Origin of the sequence: Streptomyces sp. NPDC058375, from assembly GCF_042723425.1 — a bacterium.
Classification (GTDB): domain Bacteria; phylum Actinomycetota; class Actinomycetes; order Streptomycetales; family Streptomycetaceae; genus Streptomyces; species Streptomyces durocortorensis.
In genome coordinates, this window is sequence record NZ_JBHXJG010000057.1 from 14,242 (window position 1) to 32,997 (window position 18,756).

Consider the following 18,756-nt stretch of genomic DNA (forward strand, 5'->3'; position numbering starts at 1 on the left):
GTGAACGTGGACGTGGACGTCCCCACGCTGGTCGAGCAGGCACGAGCAGGCAGGCCGCGTGCGGTGGCCCGGCTGATCTCGCTGGTGGAGGGGGCGTCCCCGCAGCTCCGTGAGGTGATGGCGGCGCTGGCCCCGCTGGCGGGCCATGCGTACGTCGTCGGCCTCACGGGCTCGCCGGGCGTCGGCAAGTCGACCTCCACCTCGGCCCTGGTCTCGGCCTACCGCCGGGCGGGCAAGCGGGTCGGCGTCCTCGCCGTCGACCCGTCCTCGCCGTTCTCCGGCGGGGCGCTGCTGGGCGACCGGGTCCGGATGTCTGACCACGCTTCGGACCCGGGGGTCTACATCCGCTCGATGGCGACCCGGGGCCACCTGGGCGGCCTCGCCTGGTCCGCCCCGCAGGCCATCCGGGTGCTGGACGCGGCGGGCTGCGACGTGGTCCTCGTCGAGACGGTCGGCGTGGGCCAGTCCGAGGTGGAGATCGCCTCCCAGGCCGACACCTCCGTCGTGCTGCTCGCCCCGGGCATGGGCGACGGCATCCAGGCGGCGAAGGCCGGAATCCTGGAGATCGGCGACGTCTACGTGGTCAACAAGGCCGACCGCGACGGCGCCGACGCCACCGCCCGCGAGCTGAACCACATGCTGGGCTTGGGCGAGTCCCGGGGCCCCGGCGACTGGCGCCCTCCGATCGTGAAGACGGTCGCGGCCCGGGGCCAGGGCACGGACGAGGTGGTCGAGGCCCTGGAGAAGCACCGCGCCTGGATGGAGGAGCACGGCGTCCTGGCCGAGCGCCGCACCGCCCGCGCCGCCCACGAGGTTGAGACGATCGCGGTGACCGCCCTGCGCGAGAAGATCGCGGACCTGCGCGGCGACCGCCGCCTGCACGCCCTGGCGGAGCGCATCGTGGCGGGGAGCCTGGACCCGTACGCGGCGGCGGACGAGCTGGTGGCGGGGCTGACGGGAAGCGCCTGAGCACGTGAGGAAAGGCCCCCGGAGCGGCGAGTGTGCCGCTCCGGGGGCCTTCCTCGTGTACGGGGCCGGGTACGGGCTCCCGTCAGTCGTCGTCGCCGTCCCGGTCATCGCGGTCGTCGTTCCGGTCGTCGCCGTGGTCGTCACGGTCGTCGTTCCGGTCGTCCGCGCGGTCGTCCCGGTCGTCGTCACCGTCGTCGTCGCGGTCCACGGTGACCTTGCCGGTCTTCGCGTCCACGCGCAGTTCGTGCTGCTTGCCGTCCTTGCCGTCGATGTCGACGTCCCAGCGCAGGACGTTGCTCCGGCCGCCGTTGTCGTCATCGTCGTCGTCCAGGTCGATCGACGTGACGGTGCCCGGCGCGGTCTTCAGGGCCGCGGCGGCCGCCTCGTTCAGGGTGACGGCAAAGGAGCGGGGCGCGTGGTCGTCGCGGTCGTCGTTGTCGTCGTCGCGGGTCTTCAGGACCTTGCCGTTGCTGGCGTCCACCGTGACGTCGTGCCACTTCTTGTCGGAGCCGCGGACGTCCAGCTCCCAGACCGTACGGCCGTTGTGGTCGTCGTCGTCCCGGTCCAGCTCGGCCTGGGTGACCGTGCCCGGGACGCTCTTCAGCGCGGCGGCGACGGCCTGGTCGAGGGTGACCCGGGCGGTCTTCCCGGCGGCCGGGGCACGGTCGTCGTCGGAGGCGGTGCCGGAGCCGGAGCCGGTGCCGTTGTCGTCGGCGAGGCTCACGGCGCTCGCGCTCCTGGCCGGCGTACGGTCGCCGTCGCTGTCCGCGAAGGCCACGGTGGCGGCGGTGGTGCCGCCGATCAGAACGGCCGCGGTGATCGCTGCGATGGTGACGTTGCGCTTCATGAGGTTCCTCCCCGAGAGCTGCTGTGCTGTGCTGTGCTGGTTGACGGGGTCCACACTGCCGACCCGATGCTGAACGCAGCCTGAAGCCACCTGAAGCCTTCTTCAGGTGGAGTTTGCGAGGCTGTGCGCATGCGCCTGTTGATCGTGGAGGACGAGAAGCGTCTCGCGGTGTCCCTGGCCAGGGGACTCACCGCCGAGGGCTTCGCCGTGGATGTCGTGCACGACGGCCTGGAGGGGCTGCACCGGGCGAGCGAGGGCGGCTACGACCTGGTCATCCTCGACATCATGCTGCCCGGCATGAACGGCTACCGCGTCTGCTCGAACCTGCGCGCCGCCGGACACGAGGTGCCGATCCTCATGCTGACCGCCAAGGACGGCGAGTACGACGAGGCCGAGGGGCTGGACACCGGCGCCGACGACTACCTGACCAAGCCCTTCAGCTACGTCGTCCTCGTCGCCCGCGTCCGTGCCCTGCTGCGCCGCCGGGGAGCCGGGACCGCCGCGCCCGTGCTGACCGTCGGCCCCCTGCGCATCGACACCGCCGCCCGCCGCGTGATCCGCGACGAGGACGAAGTCACCCTCACCGCGAAGGAGTTCGCCGTGCTGGAGCAACTCGCCCTGCGCGCCGGGCAGGTGGTCAGCAAGGCGGAGATCCTGGAGCACGTCTGGGACTTCGCCTACGACGGTGACCCGAACATCGTCGAGGTCTACATCTCCACCCTGCGCCGCAAGTTGGGCGCCGCCGCCATCCGTACCGTACGCGGCGCCGGCTACCGGCTGGAGGCGAAGTGAGGTCCGTCCGGGCCAGGGCCGCCCTCGGGGCCACCCTGGTCGTCGCCGTCGCCCTGATCGGGGCCGGCCTCGCCGTGCTCCTGGTCCTGCGGGCCAACCTGATCGACCAGGCCGACCTCCAGGCCGAGGTGGCGGCCCGCGAGGTCGCTGGGGAGCTGGCCACGGGCACCCCGTACGGCGAGGTGGAACTGGACGACGAGGAGGACCACCCCGTCCAGGTGATCGACGAGGAGGACCGGGTCGTCCTCGTCTCCAACGACCTGCGGGCCGTCACCGGCACCGGCACGACGGGCGTCACCCCGGCGCCCTCGGCCTCGGCGGGGGCCACCCCGTCGCCCGGCGACGCTGACGACGACGGGGACGACGGGGGCGATGACGGGGGCGACGACAGCAGCCGCCCGGGCCGGGGCGAGGTCTCCAACGACGACCCGGAGTTCTCCGACGGCACCGCCACCGTCGACCGCACCACCGCCGACTACCGCTTCGCCGCCGTCGAGGCGACCACCCCCGACGGGGTCACCCTCACCGTGTACGCCGGCGCACCCCTCGCCGCCGAGCAGGAGGCGGTGAACACCGTGCGCGGGGCCATGCTGACCGGGCTGCCGGTGCTGCTGGTCGTCGTCGCCGGGGTGACCTGGCTGGTGACCCGCCGGGCGCTGCGCCCGGTCGAGGGCATCCGCCGCGAGATGGCGGCCATCACCGCGTCCGAGGACCTGGCCCGCCGGGTGCCGGAGCCCGATTCACGGGACGAGATCGCCGCCCTGGCCCGGACGACGAACGAGACGCTCACCGTCCTGGAGGCGTCCGTGGAGCGGCAGCGGCGGTTCGTCGCGGACGCCTCGCACGAGCTGCGTTCCCCGATCGCCTCGCTGCGCACCCAGCTGGAGGTGGCCGAGGCCCACCCGGAGCTGCTGGACCTCCCGGGCGCGGTCGCCGACACCGTACGGCTCCAGGTGCTGGCGGCGGACCTGCTGCTGCTGGCCCGGCTGGACGCGGGGGAGAAGCCCGGCGGCGGGACGGTGGAGCTGGGCGCGCTGGTCAGGGAGGAGGTGTCGCAGCGGACCGGGGACCGGATCGCGGTGGCGGTGGAGGTCCCGGACGGCGGGGCGTACGAGGTGAACGGGTCGCGGGGGCAGCTGTCCCGGGTGATCGGCAATCTGCTGGACAACGCCCAGCGGCACGCCGACGGACGCGTCGCCGTGTCGGTGGCGGCCGACGGGCACGGCGTGCGGGTGGAGGTGCGGGACGACGGGGACGGCGTACCCGAGGACGAGCGGGAGCGGATCTTCGAACGGTTCGTCCGGCTCGACGACGCCCGCAGCCGGGACGACGGCGGCGCCGGGCTGGGGCTCGCCATCGCCCGGGACGTCGCCGCGCGCCACGGCGGAACGCTGACGGTGCATCGCGCGGACGAGGGCGGCGCGGCCTTCCGGCTGTGGCTGCCGCGCCCGGCCTGACGGGCGCGAAGGCCCCGGCGGACCTGCCGCGCCTCGCTGTTACAGCTTGCCGCGCTTGCCCCGCAGGTGTTCCGCGATCGGGGTCAGCGCCGCGTGCAGATCGGCGAGCGCCTCGGGGGAGAGCAGGTCCATGAAGTGCTGCCGCACCGAGTCGACGTGGTGCGGGGCGACCTTGCGCATGGTCTCCGCGCCGTGCTCGGTGAGGACCGCGAACAGTCCGCGCCGGTCCGACTCGCAGTGCGTACGCCGGACGAGACCCGCGGTCTCCATGCGGGTGATCTGGTGCGAAAGCCGGCTCTTGGACTGGAGCGTGGCGGCGGCGAGGTCGCTCATCCGCATCCGCTGGTCGTCCGACTCGGAGAGGTTGACCAGGATCTCGTAGTCGTTCATGGTCAGGCCGAACGGCTGGAGGTCCTTCTCCAGCTGGTGCATCAGCAGCCTGCTGACGTCCAGGTGGGTGCGCCAGGCGCACTGCTCCGTGTCGCTCAGCCAGCGGGTGGCCGTCTCGGTCTCCATATATGGATTCTACCTAAGAAGTTGAAAGCCGGACGAAATGGGGGAGTGTGACGACCGGCACCCCCGGCCCGCCGGAGTGCCGACAGCCCGGTCGGCAAGCACCGACGGCTGGGCGCAGACGTTCGACGTCACACTCCGCAGACTACCGCTCACAAGCCGAAACGACGCTGGAGGTCCCCCAGCTGGCCGGGCATGCGCGGGGCGGATCCGTGTTGCCCCCCACCGCCAGGGCCGCCCGGAACACCCGGCTCGTTCGGTACGAAGCCCGTCGCCTGCTCCGCCAACAGCGCCTCGGACGACTGCATCAGCACCGTGCCCGCCCCGACGAACTCGAACTGGTGCTCCTCGCCCGACGTCCCGCCGATCCCCGTCAGTGACCGGATCCCGCCCACCACGCCCGTCATGTACCCGTGGTCGTAGTGGTGGCAGGGGGAGGGGCAGTCGGCCCACCCCACCAGCGCCTGCGGATCCACCCGCAGCGGCGGCTCCATGAAGACCACCGGACCGTTGGACGCGGCCACGAACTTCCCCGTGCCGATCAGCGTCACGAACCCCGGCACGATCGACTGCTTCAGCGCCATCGTCGGCTGGTACGCCAGCAGGTTCCCGGACCGGATGGTCAGGTTCCCGTCCTCCAGGTCGAAGGAGTTCACATCGAACGCCCGGTCCGCCAGCAGCATCTTCCCGCTGCCCTCGGCCACCACCCAGTCGCTCGCGTGCAGCGGCGAATGGAAGCTGGAACGCACCAGCCGCTCGAACCGCCCGTGCCCGATGCCGTCGAAGTTGATCTGCCCGTAGTAGGCGATCATCTTGCCCTTCTGCAGGAACCACCGGCTCCCCTTGAGCTCCACGCAGAAGGTGTAGGAGTTGACGTTGTCGTCCGACGGCAGCGTCATCGGATCGAAGATCACAGGGGTGCTCACGACTTCTCCTCGACCACGGGCGTGCTCACGACTTCTCCTCGACCACGGGCGTGCTCACGACTTCTCCTCGATCACGGGCGTGCTCACAGCTTCTCCTCGGATGCCTGGACGTACACCGCGCCGCTCCCGCTCAGCTCCAGCTGGAACGCCTCGCCGGAGCCCCGCCCCACCATGTCCCGCCAGCCGACGGCCGTGGACAGCTTGTTCCGTACGTCCCCGTGGTGGGCGACGTACGCCTGCGGGTCCACATGGACGTCCCGGCCCGGCGTGATCGGCAGCTCGATCACCCCGCCGTGCGCCATCACCGCGACCGCGCCGTGCCCCTTGAGGGTGGTGGTGAACAGGCCCTGACCGGTCACCTGGCCGCGCACCATGCCCATCACCCCGCCCTGCGAGCCCATGAACATCGTGCCCTGCTGGAGCGTCCCGTCGAACGCGAGCAGCCGGTCGGCCTCCACGTACAGGGTGTCGCCGGACAGGTTGATCACCTGGATGTGGTGGCCGCCGTGGCCGAACATCACCGTGCCCGACCCCTCGACCGTCATCAGCGGGGTCGCCTCGCCCGCCACCCGCCGGCCGATCATCGAGGCGACGCCGCCCTGGCCGCCCTGGATGTTCGGGGTGAAGGACACCTCGCCCCGGTACGCCAGCATCGCGCCGCGCTGGCTGAACAGCTGCTGGCCCGGGGCGAGCGTGGCCTCGACCATCTTGGAGTTGATCTCGCGGAACGGCATCAGACATCGCCCCCGACGGTGTTGCGCTCGCTGGGCTGGACGTAGACCAGGCCGTCGCCCTCGAATCGGATCTGGAACGCCTCGCCGGAGCCCTCGCCCATCAGCGTCCGGAAGTTCACCCCCGCCTGGAAGCTCTGCTGGAGCCGGCCCTGATGGGCGATGTACGCGCCGGGGTCGACCATCAGCGGATACTGCGGCGACACCCGCAGCAGCACCGCCGCCCCGTCCGACATGATCGCCACCTGCCCGGTGCCCTCCACCGTGGTGGTGAACAGGCCGTTGCCGCTCGCCCCGCCGCGCAGCCCGGTGAACGTCGTGCCCGTGCGCAGCCCGGAATCGGTGGCCAGCAGATTGCTCGCCTCCACGTACAGGGTGTCGCCGTGCAGGGAGACCAGGTTGATCTCGCTCGCCCGGTCGGCGAAGTAGCAGGTGCCCTGCCCGGACACCTCCATCACGGTCATCTGCTCGCCGGTCAGCCGACGGGTCACCATGCCGCGCAGCCCCTCACCGCCGCCGGACATCTTCTTGAAGGTCATCCGGCCGTCGTACGCGACCATCGAGCCGTTCTTCGCCTTGACGGCGTCGCCGGTCAGATCGACGGCGAGCGTCTTGCTGCCTTGGAGTCGGAACATCGCCACGCCACGACGGTAGCCCTCCGCCCGCCGCCCGGGCCAGATCCCGCGGAACCGTTACGCCCCCGATGCTCCCCTGATGCGCGCCCTGCCCGGCCCTGATATGCGGCGATACGCGCGCCCGCGCTCCGGGTGGCCCCCGGCACCGGGGGCGTACCGGCGCGATGCCACAATGGGGGCGGCTTGTGCCTGGCTTCACAAGCCCTGCCGACCCTCCCACCGAAGGTGCCCCTGTGGACATCAAGACCGCTTCCGCCCTGCACCGGCTGCGCCTCATCTCGATTCCCGAGGCGCTGTCCTTCCCCGCCCTGATCCTCTTCGGCTCGGTCCTCAGCCGGGTCTCGGACATCGACTTCCTGATGATGCCGCTCGGCCTCATCCACGGCATCCTCTTCGTGATCTACGCCGTGTTCCTGCTCGACGTCTGGGTGAAGGCGAAGTGGCCGCTGGGGCGCGTCGCCCTCTTCTTCGTCCTGTCCCTGATCCCCTTCGGCGGACTCTACGGTGACAAGCGGCTCAAGCAATACGAGGCCGACGGCGTCATCGCCGCCCGCGCCCGCCGCGAGGGAACGGTCAGCGCATGATCGTCGCGTTCTCGGTCTCCCCGCTCGGTGTCGGTGAGGACGTCGGGGAGTACGTCGCCGACGCCGTACGGGTCGTGCGTGAATCCGGGCTCCCCAACCGCACCGACGCGATGTTCACCTCCGTCGAGGGGGAGTGGGACGAGGTCATGGACGTCGTCAAGCGCGCCGTGGCCGCCGTCGAGGCCCGCGCCGGCCGGGTCTCCCTGGTGCTGAAGGCCGACATCCGGCCCGGCGTCACCGACGGTCTGACCTCCAAGGTCGAGACCGTGGAGCGGCATCTCGCCTCCTGACGCCCCGTCCGCGCGGGGACGTCCCCGCCTGCACCCGCGTTCACCCGAAGAGCCCCCGGCGCCACACGGCCGGGGGCTTTTCCGGCTCCGGATCGAAAACCGCTCACTCGGACCTGCCAAGTCGACACGCCGTTAGCCGTCCCCTTCTGTGGGGATATCAACCCGTTCGACAGTGGGAGGCACGGTGCGGTCGGAGGGCTACGACTACGACACCTACAGCCGGCTCGCGGGTCCGCTCACGGAGCCGGATCCGACGGGGTACCGGGTGCGGTACAAGAGCCTGCTCTCGACGGAGAAGCACCGAATAAGGGCCGTCCTGCTGATGACGCTGGCCCCGGTGCTCACCGGCATCCTGCTGCTGTACCTGGTCTGGCCCACGCACTGGACCGACCGCGAGAACGGGGAGCGCTGGCTCGTCGTCGCCGACACCGTGATGCTGGTGTCGATCGCCCTGATCGAGCTGTTCATGCTGGTCAACGTGGTCTCCATCGCGCACGCCACGCTCGTCGCGCGGGATCCCGTCCCGGTGACGCCCGAACCCGGCACCCGGGTCGCGTTCCTGACCACGTACGTCCCCGGCAAGGAACCGCTCTCCATGGTCCGGGCCACCCTCAAGGGCGCCGTACGCCTGACCCACTCCGGCCCGATGGACGTCTGGCTGCTCGACGAGGGCGACGACCCCGGGGCCCGGATGCTCTGCGCGGAGCTGGGCGTCCACCACTTCACCCGCCGCGGGGTTCCCGAGTGGAATCGCGACAAGGGCGTCCACAAGGCGAAGACGAAGCACGGCAACTACAACGCCTGGATCGCCCTGCACGGCGGCGACTACGACTTCTTCGCCTCCGTCGACACCGACCATGTGCCGATGCCCAACTTCCTGGAACGGATGATGGGCTACTTCCGCGACCCGGACGTCGCCTTCGTCGTCGGACCGCAGGTCTACGGGAACTACGACTCGGCCGTCACCAAGGCCGCCGAGTCGCAGCAGTTCCTCTTCCACGCCCTGATCCAGCGCGCGGGCAACCGCTACGGCGCTCCGATGTTCGTCGGCACCAACAACGTCGTGCGCATCGCCGCGCTGCGGCAGGTCGGCGGGCTGTACGACTCGATCACCGAGGACATGGCCACCGGCTTCGAGATCCACCGCCGCCGCAACCCGCGTACCGGGCACTACTGGCGTTCCGTCTACACCCCCGACGTGCTCGCCGTGGGCGAGGGCCCCGCCTCCTGGACGGACTTCTTCACCCAGCAGCTGCGCTGGTCGAGGGGCACGTACGAGACGCTGTTCAAGCAGTACGGCAAGGCGCTGTTCCGGGTGCCTCCCGGCCGCCTCCTCAGCTACACGCTGATGCTCGTCTACTACCCGATGACCGCCGTGAACTGGCTGCTCGGCATCCTCAGCTGTGTGCTGTTCCTCTGGTTCGGGGCGTCCGGCACCCAGGTCGCCGCCTCCATCTGGCTGATGCTCTACAGCGACGCCGCCGCCCTCCAGATCGGGCTCTACCTCTGGAACCGCCGGCACAACGTCTCGCCGCACGAACCCGAGGGCTCCGGCGGCCTCGCCGGCATGGCCATGTCCGCGCTCTCCGCGCCGATCTACCTCAAGTCGCTCGGCTCGGCCGTGCTGCGCACCGACGGCCGGTTCGTCGTCACGCCCAAGGGCGGCCAGGCATCCCCGGACCGGCTGCTCACCTTCCGTGTCCATCTCTCCTGGGCGGCCCTCCTGCTCTCCTCGCTCGCCGCGTCCGTCTACCTCGACCACACTCATGTCGCGATGCGGACCTGGGCGACGCTCGGCCTCGCGATATCCCTCTCCCCGGTCGCCGTGTGGGCCTGGACCGTCCGGCAGGACAAGCGCGCCGAGGCCGCGCGTGCCGTCCCCGTCCCGGCGCCCCCGCCGCCCGAGCCGGCGTACGTCACCACGGCCCCCGCCCCGCCGGCCACCACCACGGCGAGCGCCGGCACCACCGCCACCACCACCGCAGGAGGGAACTGACCCATGGCCTACCGGCCCTCGAAGAAGATGAGGAAGACGCTCCTGGGCGGCGGCGCGGTGGTGCTGCTCGCCGGGCTGAACGCTCCCGCGGCCCTGTCCTTCGCCGAGGACAGGTACCACGCGTACAAGATCGACCAGCCGGCGTACAAGGCGGAGTACGGCTCCTGGGAGCGCGTGAACATCCCGAAGGAGTACCGCACCAACGCGATCCACGCGGCCCTTCTGCACACCGGGAAGGTGCTGATCGTCGCGGGCTCCGGCAACGACGAGAAGAACTTCGACGAGGGCACCTTCGACACCGTGCTGTGGGATCCGGCCGAGAACACCTTCCAGAAGATCCCCACCCCCGAGGACTTCTTCTGCGGCGGCCACGCCCAGCTCCCCGACGGCCGCCTCCTGATCGCCGGCGGCACCGCCCGCTACGAGGTGCTCGACGACAAGGTGGAGCGGGCCGGCGGCGGGATGCGGGTCAAGAACGAGAACCCGGACAAGCCGCTGAAGCTGAAGAAGGGCACGGTCTTCCGCTCGCCCTCCGGCGTCGAGTACGAGGCCAAGTTCGATGTCACCGTGCCCAAGGCCAAGCGCGAGTTCGAGGTGGACTACTTCGAGAGCGGCCAGATGAAGCCGTGGAAGACGAAGGTGACCGCCGCCGAACAGCGGGTCTTCGTCGAGGCGGTGGACGACGGCCCGGACGCGGTGGCCACGGACGCGGCCCAGTACGAGATCGTCGGCCTGAAGGGCAAGGAGGCCAAGAACTCCTACGGCCTCGCCGAGAAGATCACCATGGACAAGCAGGACTTCCAGGGGATCCGGGCCGCCTACGAGTTCGACCCGACGGCGGAGAAGTACATCAGGGTCGACCCCATGAAGGAGGCCCGCTGGTACCCGACGCTCGTCGGCCTGGAGGACGGCCGGGTGCTCTCCGTCTCCGGTCTCGACGACGTCGGCGCGATCCTGCCGGGCGACAACGAGATCTACGACCCGAAGACCAAGAAGTGGGGCAAGGGCCCCTTCCACTACTTCCCGACCTACCCGGCGCTCTTCCTCACCAAGGGCGGCAAGCTCTTCTACCCGGGCGCCAACGCCGGTTACGGCCCGGCGGACAAGGGGCGCGAGCCCGGGATCTGGGACCTGGAGAAGAACACCTTCACCAAGGTGCCCGGCCTCACCGACACCGACCAGCTGGAGACGGCGGCCTCGCTGATGCTGCCGCCCGTGCAGGACCAGAAGGTGATGGTGCTGGGCGGCGGCGGGGTCGGCGAGTCCAAGAAGTCCACGGCCCGCACGGCGGTCATCGACCTGAAGCAGGACAGCCCGGCCTTCGAGGCGGGCCCCGACCTGCCGCAGGGCACGCGCTACCTGAACAGCGTGATCATGCCCGACGACACCGTCTTCACCAGCGGGGGATCCGAGGACTACCGGGGCCGCGGGGCCAGCAACATCCTGAAGGCGCAGTCCTACGACCCGAAGACCAACACCTTCAAGGAGGCCGCCGAGCCGACCGTGGGCCGCAACTACCACTCCGAGGCGCTGCTGCTGCCCGACGGGCGGGTGGCGACCTTCGGCTCCGACTCGCTCTACGGCGACAAGGACAACACCAAGCTCGGCAAGTTCGAGCAGCGCATGGAGGTCTACACCCCGCCCGCCCTGCACCGCGGCAAGGACAAGCGCCCGGTGATCGGGAACGGCCCCGGGGACGCCGAGCGCGGCACGACGGTCGCGTACGAGAGCGCCGACGCGGACCGGATCGCCACCGCCCGGCTGATGCGGCCGAGCGCCGTCACCCACACCACCGACGTGGAGCAGCGCTCCATCGAGCTGGGCCTGGAGAAGGGCGACGGCAAGGTGAGCGTGACCGTGCCGGACGACCCCACGCTGGTGCCGCCCGGCTGGTACATGCTCTTCGTCACGGACACCGACGGCATCCCCTCCGAGGCGAAGTGGGTCAAGGTCGCCTGAGGGCGCTTCCCCCGTGCCTCAGGAGGCGGCGCGTCGGGCGAGGCCGAGCGCGTACTCCGGCCACCAGTCGCCGGCCGGCGGGCCGCCCCGGCAGGGGCCGTCCGACTCGCCGGGCCGCTTGATCCAGAGGTAGGCGTCGAGGCGGTCGTCGCCGGTGTCGGTGGTCGGGGGCGTGCCGAGCCCCCGGCCCGGCGGATTGCACCAGGCCTCGTCACGGCCCCCGGACAGGGGGCCGTTGCCGTTGCGGCTGGTGTCGATCACGAAGTGGGAGCCGCCCACGGCGTCGGAGAGCTGCCCCGCGTACGTTTTGACGCTGTCGTTCGACTGGAAGTTGGAGACGTTCAGCGAGAAGCCGTCGGCCCGGTCGACGCCCGCCTGCCGCAGCGGCTGCGCCATCTTGGCCGGCTCGTCGATCCAGTCCGGGTTGCCCGCGTCCAGGTAGACCTGGGTGTTCGGCCGGGCCTTGAGCGTGTCCACCGCCTCGGAGAGGAGCTGGTAGCGCTCGGCGTGGTGCTCGGGCGGGGTGCAGCCGTCCGTGATGTGGGGGAGGGCGTCGGGCTCCAGGATCACGGTCGCGGGCGCGTCCCCGATGGCGTCGGCGAACTCCCCGATCCAGGACCGGTAGGCGTCCGCGTCCTTCGCGCCGCCCGCGGAGTACAGCCCGCAGTCGCGGTGCGGGATGTTGTACGCCACGAGCAAGATGGTCTTCTTCGTCCGGGCGGCGGACCTCGCGGCGGCCCGGATCCCCGGGGCCGGGTCGTCCCACGCGGGCCAGTCGGCCACCGGCCGCCCGGAGATCCGCCGCAGGATCTTCGCCTCCGCGTCGCGCCCCTCCTTCTCCCAGGCGCGCACCTGGCGGGCCGCGTCGCTGTCCGGGTCGACCCAGTACGGGGAGGCCGCGCTCGGGGCGGGCTCTCCCCGGACGAGTTCGTCGCCCTCCTCGGCGGCCTGGGTGACACGCGGCTGGGGCGTCGAGCACCCCGCGGTGAGGACGGTCGCCAGGGCGAGGGCGGCCAGGACGTGGACGGTACGGGGGAGAGCGCGCGGGACGATGCTGCGGCCGGACATCCAGACCCCTCGGACGGCGGTGGCTCACGGACACGGGGAACACGGGGAACACGGGGAATGCGGGGAAAGGTTGGGAAACACGGGCAATCGTGGCATAACGGTTACGAGGAGTGGTGGCACGACACCGTCCGTGACCTGTACGGCCCTCCTCGGGCGCCGCGCCGCCTCAGTCGGTGGCGGCCAGCGCGATCCCCAGCGGGGTGCGCTCGTACAGCACCTGGTGCCCGTAACGCCGCGAGGTCAGCAGCCCGGCCCCGCGCAGCACGGACAGCTGGGCCGAGACGGACGACGGCGCGAGGCCCAGCAGGTGGGCCAGGGTGCTGGTGCCCGCCGGTTCGTCCAGGGCGCACAGCACGTCGGCCCGGACCCGGCCGAGCAGGCGGGCGAGCGCCTCGGGTGTCCGGTCGCCGCTGTGGGACCACAGCCCGCCGACGCCGCGCGCCGGATAAATCAGCGCCGGCTGCCACGGTTCCTCGTGACCGCCCACCACCTCCGGCCAGACGAACACGCTCGGCATCAGCACCAGGCCCTGCCCGCCCAGCACCCGCCGGTGGTCGCCCCGAGTTCCGGCCAGGGTGAGCGTCGAACCGTTCCAGCTCAGCCGCGGGCTCACCTCGCCCAGCAGCTGTTCCAGGCCGCTGTCCGCGAGTCGCCGGGAGTGGTAGGCGATGTCCGCTTCCAGCAGCGCCCTGAGCCGGGGCCAGTACGGCTCGATCAGGACCTGCCAGGCCCGCTCCAGCAGCTCGGCGAGCTCGCCCACGGACCGCGCCGGATCGGCCAGCAGTCGCCGCCCCGCCGCCGAGGCGGTCCCGCCGGGCCGGTCCGCCAGGGCCAGCGCCATGTCGGCCCGTGCCACCTCCGGATCGACCGCCCGGACGGCCGCGATCTCCTCCTCGAACGTCGCGAGCGGCCCGATGGGCGGAGGGCAGATGAAGTCCGGGTTGTGGCCGGCGTCCGGCATCAAGAGCCACAGAGGCTCCAGGTCCAGGGTCGCGGCCGCTTCCCGGATCCGGCGGAGCCACGGCAGGTGGTAGCCGTGGCGGTAGGGGCGGGAGAGGGTACGCACCGCCTCCTGGGTCTCGAACAGCGGTGACAGCGCGAACCGGCAGCGCAGCAGATCGCTCTCGCCGAAGTGCAACTGGAACGGCACGCTGGTGCCCCCTCCGGTAACCGGCCGCGAAGATTCGTCCCCAGCCGAAAGTCTAGGGCCCACGACCGTCCCGCCCCAGGCTCTCCTCATGTCCCAGGTGCCCTCCTCCACCCCGTCCGCCGGCTACGGCGCGGTGTTCGCCGTCGTCGAGTTCCGGGCCGTCTTCGCCGCCCATCTGCTCTCGCTGCTCGGCGTCATGGTCAGCGAACTCGCGCTCACCGTGCTCGTCTACGACCTCACCGGCTCCCCGCTGCTCAGCGCCCTGACGTTCGCACTGGGCCTGCTCCCGTACCTCGTCGGCGGCACCCTGTTCGCCGGGGTCGCCGACCGCTACCCGGCCCGCCGCGTCCTGGTGGTCTGCGATCTGCTCTGCGCGGCCTGCGTCGCCGTGATGCTGGTGCCCGCCACCCCGGTCGCCGGACTCCTCGCCCTGCGCTGCCTGATCGCCGCGATCGCCCCCGTCTTCACCGGGACGCGGATGGCGGCGCTCACCGACATCCTCGGCGACGGCGACCTCTACGTGCTGGGCCGTTCCCTCCTGCGGATCGTCTCGCAGAGCGCGATGCTCATCGGGTTCGGCGCCGGCGGGGTGCTGCTCACCGTGCTGTCCCCGCGCGGCGCGATCACCGTCACCGTGGTGACCTTCCTCTGCTCGGCCGCCCTGCTCCGCCTCGGCACCCGCGACCGCCCCGCCCGCACCGGCGGTGAGAGCGGCGGCACCCTGCTGAAGGAGTCGCTCTCCGGGGCCCGCCTGGTGCTGGGCGACCGCCGTATCCGGGCGCTGATGCTGCTGCTCTGGCTGCCCGCGATGTTCGTCGTGGCTCCGGAGGCGCTCGCCGCCCCGTACGCCGACGCGATCGGGGCCTCGCCCGCCGCCCTCGGCCTGCTGTTCTGCGCCATGGCCGTCGGGCACATCGGGGCCGAACTGTTCGTGGGTGCCGCGCTCAGCCCACGTAACCGCTCCCGGATCGTCCTTCCGGTCGCCGCCGTCGGCCTGCTCCCACTCCTCGTGTACGCGATCCGCCCCGGGCTGCCGCTCGCCCTGGCCGCCCTCGCGCTGGCCGGCGCGGGCGCCGCGTACGTCATCGGGCTCGACCAGTGGTTCGTCGACGCCGTGCCCCAGGAACTGCGCGGCCGGGCCATGACGCTGCTCACCGCCGGGCTGATGACCGTCCAGGGTCTCGGGATGGCGCTGGCGGGGCTCGCGGCCGAGTTCTTCCCCGTCCATCAAGTGGTCGCCGGATCCGGAATCATCGGTACCGTCTGCGCGCTCCTGCTCGTCGCCGAGGTCCGCAGGACGGCCCCCGGGCGGGTGTCCGATACCGAAGGACGAGACGGGGCTGACCGGCATGTGACCAGTCGGTAAGGTCGGTGCCGTGCCGAAGCCGCTCAGCCTTCCCTTCGATCCCATCGCCCGCGCCGACGAGCTCTGGCAGCAGCGCTGGGGGCCCGTGCCCTCGATGGGGGCGATCACCTCGATCATGCGGGCCCAGCAGATCCTGCTCGCCGAGGTCGACGCCGTCGTCAAGCCGTACGGGCTCACCTTCGCCCGGTACGAGGCGCTGGTGCTGCTCACCTTCTCCAAGGCCGGTGAGCTGCCGATGTCCAAGATCGGCGAGCGGCTGATGGTGCACCCCACCTCGGTCACCAACACCGTGGACCGGCTGGTGAAGTCCGGTCTCGTCGACAAGCGCCCCAACCCCAACGACGGGCGCGGCACCCTCGCCTCCATCACCGACAAGGGCCGCGACGTCGTCGAGGCGGCCACCCGGGACCTGGTCGCCGTCGACTTCGGTCTCGGGGTGTACGACTCCGAGGAGTGCGCCGAGATCTTCGCCATGCTGCGCCCGCTGCGGGTGGCGGCCAAGGACTTCGACGAGAAGTGAGCGCTCCCCGCTCCCCGGGGTAGGGGTCGCGCGAAGATCGCCCCGGTCGTCCCGTTACGCTCGATGCCATGAAACAGAACGTGCTCACCCGCTACCGGGTGATGGCCTACGTCACCGCCATCTGGCTGCTCGTCTTCACCGTGGCGATCATCGCGAAGTACGGCTTCGAGACCGGCGACACCATGCTGATCTCCCAGGTCCACGGCGTGCTGTTCATCGTCTACGTCGTCTTCGCCTTCGACCTCGGCTCCAAGGCGAAGTGGCCCTTCGGCAAGCTCCTGTGGGTGCTGGCCGCCGGCTGCATCCCCTTCGCCTCGTTCTTCGTCGAACCGAAGGTCAGCCGCGAGGCCCGCGCCCTGGTCACCGACCCGGTGCCGACCCCCGCCAAGGCCTGAGGCCCGGGCTTCCGGATCACCCGAACCGCCCCGCGCGCAAAGCGCCGGGCGGTTTGCCATCGACATTTACTAGGACGTCCTAGTAAATTCGAGGGTATGGACGCTGACGCGATCGAGGAAGGCCGCCTCCGCTGGCAGGCCCGTTACGACAAGGCCCGCAAGCGTGATGCGGACTTCACCACGCTCTCCGGGGATCCGGTCGAGCCCGCGTACGGGCCCCGCCCCGGTGACACGTACGAGGGATTCGAGCGGATCGGCTGGCCGGGGGAGTACCCCTTCACCCGCGGGCTGCACCCCACCGGCTACCGGGGCCGTACGTGGACGATCCGCCAGTTCGCCGGCTTCGGCAACGCCCGGCAGACCAACGAGCGCTACAAGATGATCCTCGCGGCGGGCGGCGGCGGCCTCAGCGTCGCCTTCGACATGCCGACGCTGATGGGCCGCGACTCCGACGACCCGCGCTCGCTCGGCGAGGTCGGCCACTGCGGGGTCGCCATCGACTCCGCCGCCGACATGGAGATCCTCTTCGGTGACATCCCGCTCGGCGACGTCACCACCTCCATGACGATCAGCGGCCCGGCCGTCCCCGTCTTCTGCATGTACCTGGTCGCCGCCGAGCGCCAGGGCGTCGATCCGGGCGTGCTCAACGGCACGCTCCAGACCGACATCTTCAAGGAGTACATCGCGCAGAAGGAGTGGCTCTTCCAGCCCGAGCCCCATCTGCGCCTCATCGGCGACCTGATGGAGCACTGCGCCGCCTCCATCCCCGCCTACAAGCCGCTCTCCGTCTCCGGCTACCACATCCGCGAGGCCGGAGCCACGGCCGCGCAGGAGCTGGCGTACACGCTGGCGGACGGCTTCGGTTACGTCGAGCTCGGCCTCTCGCGTGGCCTGGACGTCGACACCTTCGCCCCCGGCCTCTCCTTCTTCTTCGACGCGCACCTCGACTTCTTCGAGGAGATCGCCAAGTTCCGCGCCGCCCGCCGCATCTGGGCGCGCTGGATGAAGGAGACGTACGGCGCCAAGACCGACAAGGCCCAGTGGCTGCGCTTCCACACCCAGACCGCCGGGGTCTCGCTCACCGCGCAGCAGCCGTACAACAACGTCGTACGGACCGCCGTCGAGGCGCTCTCCGCCGTCCTCGGCGGCACGAACTCGCTGCACACCAACGCCCTCGACGAGACCCTCGCGCTCCCCTCCGAGCAGGCCGCCGAGATCGCGCTGCGCACCCAGCAGGTGCTGATGGAGGAGACCGGCGTGGCCAACGTGGCCGACCCGCTGGGCGGCTCCTGGTACGTCGAGCAGCTCACCGACCGGATCGAGGCCGAGGCCGAGAAGATCTTCGACCAGATCCGCGAGCGCGGCACCCGCGCCCACCCCGACGGGCAGCACCCCATCGGGCCGATGACCTCCGGCATCCTGCGCGGCATCGAGGACGGCTGGTTCACCGGCGAGATCGCCGAGTCCGCGTTCCAGTACCAGCGGGCCCTGGAGAAGGGCGACAAGCGGGTCGTCGGTGTCAACGTCCACCACGGCTCGGTCACCGGCGACCTGGAGATCCTCCGGGTCAGCCACGAGGTCGAGCGCGACCAGGTCAGCCAGCTCGCCGACCGCAAGGCCGCCCGCGACGACGCCAAGGTCACCGCCGCGCTGGACGCGATGCTCGCCGCCGCCCGTGACGGCTCGAACATGATCACGCCGATGCTCGACGCGGTACGGGCCGAGGCCACGCTCGGCGAGATCTGCGGGGTGCTGCGCGAGGAGTGGGGCGTCTACACGGAGCCGCCGGGCTTCTGAGAGCCGGGGTGAGGAGGGCCCCTCACCGCTCGGCGCGGCTCACGGGTCCTCCCGCCCCTGCCCGTCACCGCCCGGCGCGGCTCACGGGTCCTCCCGCCCCTGCCCGTCACCGCTCGGCGCGGCTCACGGGTCCTCCCCGGCCTCGCCGCCCCTGCCCGGCCCGCTACGGGCCCTCACCGGCCCCGCTCCCCGGCGGACCCTCCGGGCCGAACGTCAGCGTGAACAGCGCCCCGCCGCCCGGCACCGCCCCCGCCGTCAGCTCCGCCCCGTGCGCGCGGGCGATCTGCCGGGCCATCGCCAGGCCGAGGCCCGAGCCGGGCAGGGCGCGCGCCGCCTCGGCCCGGTAGAAGCGGTCGAAGACGTACGGGAGGTCGGCGGCCGGGATGCCCGGCCCGTGGTCCCGGACCGTCAGCTCAAGGCCGTCCTCGTAGGCGGTCAGGCCGACCTCCACCGGGGTACCCGGCGGGCTGAACTTGGCCGCGTTGTCCAGCAGGTTCGTCAGCAGCCGGGCCAGCCGCGCCGGAACCCCGGGCCGGACCGCCTCCGCCGCCCCCGCCCCCGCCTCCAGCAGGAAACGCGTCTGCGGCCAGTGCGTCCGGGCCGTCGCCACCGCGTGCTCCGCCACCTCCGCGATCCGCACCTCCTCCAGGAGCGGCAGCGGCTCCTCGTCCCGGGCCAGCTCGATCAGGTCGTTCACCAGCCCGGTCACCTCCCGGATCCCCCGGCCCAGCGCCCCCGACGCCCGCGCGCGCTGCGCGGGC

19 protein-coding genes are annotated in these 18,756 nt (G+C 71.5%); 11 read left to right on the top strand and 8 right to left on the bottom strand.

Features of this window, described 5'->3' with window-relative positions; all coding sequences use genetic code 11:
- The gene (meaB, locus tag ACFWM7_RS12650) at positions 1-969 is read left to right on the top strand and encodes a methylmalonyl Co-A mutase-associated GTPase MeaB (RefSeq protein ID WP_383259054.1); all 969 of its coding nucleotides are present in this window, start codon (positions 1-3) and stop codon (positions 967-969) included.
- An 82-nt stretch (positions 970-1,051) separates the two neighbouring features.
- On the opposite strand, the gene ACFWM7_RS12655 is transcribed toward meaB, so the two are convergent.
- Complete coding sequence (locus ACFWM7_RS12655) at positions 1,052-1,816, bottom strand: PepSY domain-containing protein (protein WP_383259055.1); 765 nt, start codon at positions 1,814-1,816, stop codon at positions 1,052-1,054.
- 129 nt (positions 1,817-1,945) lie between these two features.
- On the opposite strand from ACFWM7_RS12655, the gene ACFWM7_RS12660 reads away from it, so the two are divergent.
- The gene (locus tag ACFWM7_RS12660; RefSeq protein WP_383259059.1) at positions 1,946-2,608 is read left to right on the top strand and encodes a response regulator transcription factor; all 663 of its coding nucleotides are present in this window, start codon (positions 1,946-1,948) and stop codon (positions 2,606-2,608) included.
- On the top strand, positions 2,605-4,065 hold the full coding sequence (locus ACFWM7_RS12665) for an ATP-binding protein (RefSeq protein WP_383259062.1): 1,461 nt from the start codon (positions 2,605-2,607) through the stop codon (positions 4,063-4,065). The genes ACFWM7_RS12660 and ACFWM7_RS12665 overlap by 4 nt, the downstream gene beginning before the upstream one ends.
- A 39-nt stretch (positions 4,066-4,104) precedes the next feature.
- On the opposite strand, the gene ACFWM7_RS12670 is transcribed toward ACFWM7_RS12665, so the two are convergent.
- The 4 genes from ACFWM7_RS12670 to ACFWM7_RS12685 form a co-directional block, all read right to left on the bottom strand.
- Positions 4,105-4,581, bottom strand: a complete 477-nt coding sequence (locus tag ACFWM7_RS12670; protein WP_371625958.1) for a MarR family winged helix-turn-helix transcriptional regulator — start codon at positions 4,579-4,581, stop codon at positions 4,105-4,107.
- 149 nt (positions 4,582-4,730) lie between these two features.
- Positions 4,731-5,504: an AIM24 family protein gene (locus tag ACFWM7_RS12675; protein WP_383259065.1), complete on the bottom strand. Its 774-nt coding sequence runs from the start codon at positions 5,502-5,504 to the stop codon at positions 4,731-4,733.
- 83 nt (positions 5,505-5,587) lie between these two features.
- Positions 5,588-6,238, bottom strand: a complete 651-nt coding sequence (locus ACFWM7_RS12680; RefSeq protein WP_383259069.1) for an AIM24 family protein — start codon at positions 6,236-6,238, stop codon at positions 5,588-5,590.
- Complete coding sequence (locus ACFWM7_RS12685) at positions 6,238-6,870, bottom strand: AIM24 family protein (protein WP_383259120.1); 633 nt, start codon at positions 6,868-6,870, stop codon at positions 6,238-6,240. The genes ACFWM7_RS12680 and ACFWM7_RS12685 overlap by 1 nt, the downstream gene beginning before the upstream one ends.
- Positions 6,871-7,103: 233 nt before the next feature.
- Here ACFWM7_RS12685 and ACFWM7_RS12690 point away from each other — a divergent pair, with 233 nt between their 5' ends.
- The 4 genes from ACFWM7_RS12690 (at position 7,104) to ACFWM7_RS12705 (ending at position 11,699) form a co-directional block, all read left to right on the top strand.
- Entirely contained in the window at positions 7,104-7,454 is a 351-nt protein-coding gene (locus tag ACFWM7_RS12690) for a DUF3817 domain-containing protein (RefSeq protein ID WP_383259072.1), read from the top strand.
- Positions 7,451-7,744, top strand: coding sequence for an MTH1187 family thiamine-binding protein (locus ACFWM7_RS12695; RefSeq protein ID WP_215107058.1), 294 nt, complete (start codon positions 7,451-7,453; stop codon positions 7,742-7,744). The genes ACFWM7_RS12690 and ACFWM7_RS12695 overlap by 4 nt, the downstream gene beginning before the upstream one ends.
- Before the next feature lie 184 nt (positions 7,745-7,928).
- Complete coding sequence (locus ACFWM7_RS12700) at positions 7,929-9,740, top strand: glycosyltransferase family 2 protein (RefSeq protein ID WP_383259076.1); 1,812 nt, start codon at positions 7,929-7,931, stop codon at positions 9,738-9,740.
- Positions 9,741-9,743: 3 nt separating this feature from the next.
- Complete coding sequence (locus ACFWM7_RS12705; RefSeq protein WP_383259079.1) at positions 9,744-11,699, top strand: galactose oxidase-like domain-containing protein; 1,956 nt, start codon at positions 9,744-9,746, stop codon at positions 11,697-11,699.
- 18 nt (positions 11,700-11,717) lie between these two features.
- Here the strand turns inward: ACFWM7_RS12705 and ACFWM7_RS12710 are convergent, their stop codons facing one another.
- A complete protein-coding gene (locus ACFWM7_RS12710) occupies positions 11,718-12,767 on the bottom strand; it encodes a glycoside hydrolase family 6 protein (RefSeq protein WP_383259085.1) in 1,050 nt (349 codons plus the stop codon).
- Between the two features lie 166 nt (positions 12,768-12,933).
- Complete coding sequence (locus ACFWM7_RS12715) at positions 12,934-13,917, bottom strand: DUF5937 family protein (RefSeq protein WP_383259088.1); 984 nt, start codon at positions 13,915-13,917, stop codon at positions 12,934-12,936.
- Positions 13,918-14,005: 88 nt separating this feature from the next.
- On the opposite strand from ACFWM7_RS12715, the gene ACFWM7_RS12720 reads away from it, so the two are divergent.
- The 4 genes from ACFWM7_RS12720 (at position 14,006) to ACFWM7_RS12735 (ending at position 17,995) form a co-directional block, all read left to right on the top strand.
- Positions 14,006-15,283 carry an MFS transporter gene (locus ACFWM7_RS12720; protein ID WP_383259095.1) on the top strand — a complete coding sequence of 426 codons (1,278 nt, stop codon included), beginning with the start codon at positions 14,006-14,008 and terminating at the stop codon, positions 15,281-15,283.
- 10 nt (positions 15,284-15,293) lie between these two features.
- Positions 15,294-15,803, top strand: a complete 510-nt coding sequence (locus ACFWM7_RS12725) for a MarR family winged helix-turn-helix transcriptional regulator (protein ID WP_383259101.1) — start codon at positions 15,294-15,296, stop codon at positions 15,801-15,803.
- 68 nt (positions 15,804-15,871) lie between these two features.
- The gene (locus tag ACFWM7_RS12730; protein ID WP_383259105.1) at positions 15,872-16,198 is read left to right on the top strand and encodes a DUF3817 domain-containing protein; all 327 of its coding nucleotides are present in this window, start codon (positions 15,872-15,874) and stop codon (positions 16,196-16,198) included.
- Between the two features lie 96 nt (positions 16,199-16,294).
- Positions 16,295-17,995, top strand: a complete 1,701-nt coding sequence (locus ACFWM7_RS12735; RefSeq protein WP_383259107.1) for a methylmalonyl-CoA mutase — start codon at positions 16,295-16,297, stop codon at positions 17,993-17,995.
- A 163-nt stretch (positions 17,996-18,158) separates the two neighbouring features.
- Here the strand turns inward: ACFWM7_RS12735 and ACFWM7_RS12740 are convergent.
- The coding region (locus ACFWM7_RS12740) for a sensor histidine kinase (RefSeq protein WP_383259112.1) at positions 18,159-18,756 on the bottom strand (598 nt) is incomplete at its 5' end.

Coding starts and splice junctions, on each gene's coding strand:
- ACFWM7_RS12655 (WP_383259055.1), bottom strand. CDS start 1,816: ATGAAGCGCAACGTCACCATCGCAGCGATCACCGCGGCCGTTCTGATC.
- ACFWM7_RS12680 (WP_383259069.1), bottom strand. CDS start 6,238: ATGCCGTTCCGCGAGATCAACTCCAAGATGGTCGAGGCCACGCTCGCC.
- ACFWM7_RS12660 (WP_383259059.1), top strand. CDS start 1,946: ATGCGCCTGTTGATCGTGGAGGACGAGAAGCGTCTCGCGGTGTCCCTG.
- ACFWM7_RS12685 (WP_383259120.1), bottom strand. CDS start 6,870: ATGTTCCGACTCCAAGGCAGCAAGACGCTCGCCGTCGATCTGACCGGC.
- ACFWM7_RS12695 (WP_215107058.1), top strand. CDS start 7,451: ATGATCGTCGCGTTCTCGGTCTCCCCGCTCGGTGTCGGTGAGGACGTC.
- ACFWM7_RS12710 (WP_383259085.1), bottom strand. CDS start 12,767: ATGTCCGGCCGCAGCATCGTCCCGCGCGCTCTCCCCCGTACCGTCCAC.
- ACFWM7_RS12720 (WP_383259095.1), top strand. CDS start 14,006: ATGTCCCAGGTGCCCTCCTCCACCCCGTCCGCCGGCTACGGCGCGGTG.
- ACFWM7_RS12730 (WP_383259105.1), top strand. CDS start 15,872: ATGAAACAGAACGTGCTCACCCGCTACCGGGTGATGGCCTACGTCACC.
- ACFWM7_RS12670 (WP_371625958.1), bottom strand. CDS start 4,581: ATGGAGACCGAGACGGCCACCCGCTGGCTGAGCGACACGGAGCAGTGC.
- ACFWM7_RS12705 (WP_383259079.1), top strand. CDS start 9,744: ATGGCCTACCGGCCCTCGAAGAAGATGAGGAAGACGCTCCTGGGCGGC.
- ACFWM7_RS12735 (WP_383259107.1), top strand. CDS start 16,295: ATGGACGCTGACGCGATCGAGGAAGGCCGCCTCCGCTGGCAGGCCCGT.